Annotated in this window: 6 protein-coding genes; all 6 read right to left on the reverse strand. The window is 71.5% G+C overall.

Translation table 11 applies throughout. The features are described 5' to 3' along the window. Window positions 1–193 (reverse strand): GTP-binding protein (locus AB7U92_RS23555; RefSeq protein ID WP_428582692.1); only part of this gene is annotated, 193 nt, incomplete at its 3' end. Window positions 194–216: 23 nt separating this feature from the next. Then, complete coding sequence (locus tag AB7U92_RS23560; RefSeq protein WP_428582694.1) at window positions 217–867, reverse strand: urease accessory protein UreF; 651 nt, start codon at window positions 865–867, stop codon at window positions 217–219. Next, complete coding sequence (ureE, locus tag AB7U92_RS23565) at window positions 860–1,426, reverse strand: urease accessory protein UreE (protein ID WP_428582696.1); 567 nt, start codon at window positions 1,424–1,426, stop codon at window positions 860–862. Before ureE ends, AB7U92_RS23560 begins: the two co-directional genes overlap by 8 nt. A 15-nt stretch (window positions 1,427–1,441) precedes the next feature. Next, window positions 1,442–3,145 carry an urease subunit alpha gene (gene ureC / locus AB7U92_RS23570; RefSeq protein WP_428582698.1) on the reverse strand — a complete coding sequence of 568 codons (1,704 nt, stop codon included), beginning with the start codon at window positions 3,143–3,145 and terminating at the stop codon, window positions 1,442–1,444. Further along, window positions 3,142–3,459, reverse strand: coding sequence for an urease subunit beta (locus AB7U92_RS23575; RefSeq protein WP_428582700.1), 318 nt, complete (start codon window positions 3,457–3,459; stop codon window positions 3,142–3,144). Before AB7U92_RS23575 ends, ureC begins: the two co-directional genes overlap by 4 nt. A 25-nt stretch (window positions 3,460–3,484) precedes the next feature. Then, window positions 3,485–3,761 (reverse strand): urease subunit gamma (locus AB7U92_RS23580; protein ID WP_428582702.1); only part of this gene is annotated, 277 nt, incomplete at its 5' end.

Genomic DNA, 3,761 nt, shown 5'->3' on the forward strand with positions numbered 1-3,761 from the left:
GCGGCAGGGCCTCGGCGCGCAGCAGGAACTCGGCGTCCTCGCGGGTGTAGATGTCGTTGGTGACGACGGCCATGTCGTAGCGCTCGCGCAGGCGCTTGCACAGGCGTTCGGTCAGCGCGGTCTTGCACGAGCCGACCGGGCCGCCGTTGCCGAGGCGTAGCGGGCCGCGCGGGCGATGGTCGAGTGTGTTCATGGATGCGTTCTCCGGGGCGGGGATCACGAGCGGAAGAGGCGCGTGTACTGGGTTTCGTGCGCGGCGCTGGCAAAGACCAGGCCCGGCGCGGTGTAGCCGAGATCGTCGTCGTCGCGCGCCAGCGCGCTCGCCACGCAGGTCTCGAGCCGGGCGCCGAGGGCGAACAGCACGCGTTGCGCGGCGGTCTGGCCGAGCGGCACCAGGCGGGTCGCGCCCTGCACCTGGTTCTCGGCCCACGCCCACAGGTAGCCGGCCAGGGCCTCGCGCGGCGTGATGTTCCAGTGGGCGCAGGCAAGCGCGAACAGCGCCGAGTAGCTCGCCAGCGCGAGGGTGTCGAGTTCGGGAGCGAGCGCGGCGAGCAGGCGCCGGAGCGCGCTCGCCATGTCGGCGTCCTCGCGGCGGAGTTCCGCGGTCTCGCGCAGGGCGGCGAGGCGCGCGGCGAGCGCGACCACGGCGACCTCGTCACCGGCCCGCGCCACAGCGTGCACGCGCGCCATCAGCGGCAGGTCGACGGCGGTCATGACGTCCTCGGCGAGCGCGCCGATCCAGGCCAGGGTCGTCGCCTCGTCGTGCACCCAGCCCGCGTGCACGGCGTACTCGAGGCCCTGCGAGTAGCTGTAACCGCCGACCGGCAGGGCCGGGCTGATCAGCTGCCACAAGCGTGGATCAGGCATGGCGGTGGCCGCCGGCGTGGCGTCGTGGGTGCTGCGGTTCGCGATCGTCGCCGCTGCCGTGTTCATGCGCGCGGCCAAGGTCGTGCGGATGCGCGTGGTCGTGCGCGTGGTCGTGACCGTGACCGTGCGCATGGCCGTGACCGCCGTAGGCGCCGCCCTCGGGCTCGAAGGCCTGCCTCGTGCACTCGGGTTCGAGGCCGAGCCCGCGCAGCATGTCGTCGAGCACGTGGTCGTGGAGATAGGCCAGCCAGCCGCAGCCGAACTCGACGGCGACGTGGCGGTTGCCGAGGTGATACGCGGCGCGCAACAGGCGTGGCGCGGCGGCGCGCACCACCGACACCGTCTCCGGCGCGGCCTGCACTTCGACCACGAGCCCAGCGCCGGCGACGCGATCGCCACCGCGCAGCAGCGTCCCGCGCGGCAGGTCGAGGCCGGCCATGCGCCCGCTCGCGAGGCGCACGCGCTGGCGGGTGCGGGCGCGGTCGGCGAACGGCAGTTCGAGGATGTCGTCGGCTTCGCGCGTGGCGTCGGTCACGCGGTCGAGCAGTGGCAGTGACATGGCCGCGTCCTCGTCTCAGAACAGGAAGTAGCGCTGCGCGAGCGGCAGCACGGTGGCCGGTTCGCAGGTCAGCAGCTGGCCGTCGGCGCGCACGGCGTAGGTCTCGGGGTCGACCTCCATCACCGGCTGGTAGTCGTTCAGCTTCATGTCGCGCTTGGTCACGCTGCGCGTGCCGCGCACCACCGCGATGGGCTTGCGCAGGCCGAGCCGTTCGCGCACCCCGGCCTCGAGCGCCGCCTGGGCAACGAAGGTCAGCGAACTGGAGGTCAGCGCGCGGCCGTAGGCGCCGAACATGAGGCGGTAGTGCACCGGCTGCGGGGTCGGGATGGAGGCATTGGGATCGCCCATCGCGGCGCCGACGATGAAACCGCCCTTGATGATCACGCCCGGCTTGGCGCCGAAGAAGGCCGGCTTCCACAGCACGAGGTCGGCCAGCTTGCCGACCTCGACCGAGCCCACCTCGTGGGCGATGCCGTGGGCAATGGCCGGATTGATGGTGTACTTGGCGACGTAGCGCCTGGCGCGAAAGTTGTCGTTGCGCTCGCCGTCCGGCGCCAGCGGGCCACGCTGCACCTTCATCTTGTGCGCGGTCTGCCAGGTGCGCGTGACCACCTCCCCGACCCGGCCCATGGCCTGCGAGTCGGAGGCGATCATCGAGAACGCGCCGAGGTCGTGCAGGATATCCTCGGCGGCGATGGTCTCGCGGCGGATGCGCGACTCGGCGAAGGCGACGTCCTCGGCGATGCGCGGGTCGAGGTGATGGCAGACCATCAGCATGTCGAGGTGCTCGTCGACGGTATTGACGGTGTAGGGCCGGGTCGGGTTGGTCGACGACGGCAGCACGTTGGACGCGCCGCAGGCCTTGATGATGTCCGGCGCATGGCCGCCGCCGGCGCCCTCGGTGTGGTAGGTGTGGATGGTGCGGCCCTTGAACGCGGCCAGGGTGTCCTCGACGAAACCCGATTCGTTCAGCGTGTCGGTGTGGATGGCGACCTGCACGTCGGCGGCCTCGGCGACCTCGAGGCAGGTGTCGATCGCCGCCGGCGTCGTGCCCCAGTCCTCGTGCAGCTTGAGGCCCATGGCGCCGGCCACGACCTGCTCCATCAGCGGCCCCGGCTGGCTGGCGTTGCCCTTGCCGAGGAAGCCGAGGTTCATCGGCAGGCCCTCGGCCGCCATCAGCATGCGGCCGAGGTTCCACGGCCCCGGCGTGCAGGTGGTGGCGTTGGTGCCGGTGGCCGGGCCGGTGCCGCCGCCGATCATGGTCGTCACGCCCGACATCAGCGCCTCTTCGATCTGCTGCGGGCAGATGAAATGGATGTGGGCGTCGATGCCGCCGGCGGTGACGATCTGCCCTTCGCCGGCGAGGATCTCGGTACCGGCGCCGATGACGATGTCGACGCCTTCCTGGGTGTCCGGGTTGCCGGCCTTGCCGATGGCGTGAATGCGCCCGCCCTTGATGCCGATGTCGGCCTTGACGATGCCCCACCAGTCGAGGATGAGGGCGTTGGTGATGACGAGGTCCGCGCACTCGGCCGCGCCGCGCTGGCTCTGCCCCATGCCGTCGCGGATGACCTTGCCGCCACCGAACTTGACCTCGTCGCCGTAGCGGGTGTGATCGTGCTCGACCTCGATGACCAGCGCGGTGTCGCCGAGGCGCACGCGGTCGCCGGTGGTGGGGCCGAACATCTCGGCATAGGCGCGGCGTTCGATGCGGCTCATGGCGTCTCCTCCAGCGCGCCCATCACGGCGCCGCGGAAGCCGTAGACCCGCCGCAGCCCGGCGAAAGGCACCAGCGCGACGACGCGCGTCTGGCCGGGCTCGAAGCGCACCGCGGTGCCGGCCGGGATGTCGAGGCGCTGGCCGCGCGCGGCGGCACGGTCGAATTCCAGCGCCGGGTTGGTCTCGGCGAAGTGGTAGTGCGAACCGACCTGGATCGGGCGGTCGCCGGTATTGGCGACGGCCACCTCGACGACCGGGCGGCCGGCGTTGAGCTCGATCTCGCCGTCGTCGACGATGAGTTCTCCGGGGATCATGGCGGGCTCCTCGCGTCTGGCGGCGTCAGGGAATGGGGTCGTGGACGGTGACGAGCTTGGTGCCGTCGGGAAAGGTCGCCTCGACCTGCACCTCGGCGAGCATCTCGGGCACGCCTTCCATGACTTCCTCGCGGCTGAGAATGCGCGCGCCCTCGCTCATCAGTTCGGCCACCGTGCGGCCGTCGCGCGCACCCTCCATCACGGCCGCCGAGATCAGCGCGACGCACTCGGGGTAGTTGAGCTTGACGCCGCGCGCGCGGCGGCGCTCGGCGACGAGTGCCGCGGTGAAGATGAGCAGCTTG

The sequence above is a fragment of the Piscinibacter sp. genome (genome assembly GCF_050175855.1).
Lineage (GTDB): Bacteria > Pseudomonadota > Gammaproteobacteria > Burkholderiales > Burkholderiaceae_C > Piscinibacter.

Coding starts and splice junctions, on each gene's coding strand:
- ureE (WP_428582696.1), bottom strand. CDS start 1,426: ATGTCACTGCCACTGCTCGACCGCGTGACCGACGCCACGCGCGAAGCC.
- AB7U92_RS23560 (WP_428582694.1), bottom strand. CDS start 867: ATGCCTGATCCACGCTTGTGGCAGCTGATCAGCCCGGCCCTGCCGGTC.
- ureC (WP_428582698.1), bottom strand. CDS start 3,145: ATGAGCCGCATCGAACGCCGCGCCTATGCCGAGATGTTCGGCCCCACC.
- AB7U92_RS23575 (WP_428582700.1), bottom strand. CDS start 3,459: ATGATCCCCGGAGAACTCATCGTCGACGACGGCGAGATCGAGCTCAAC.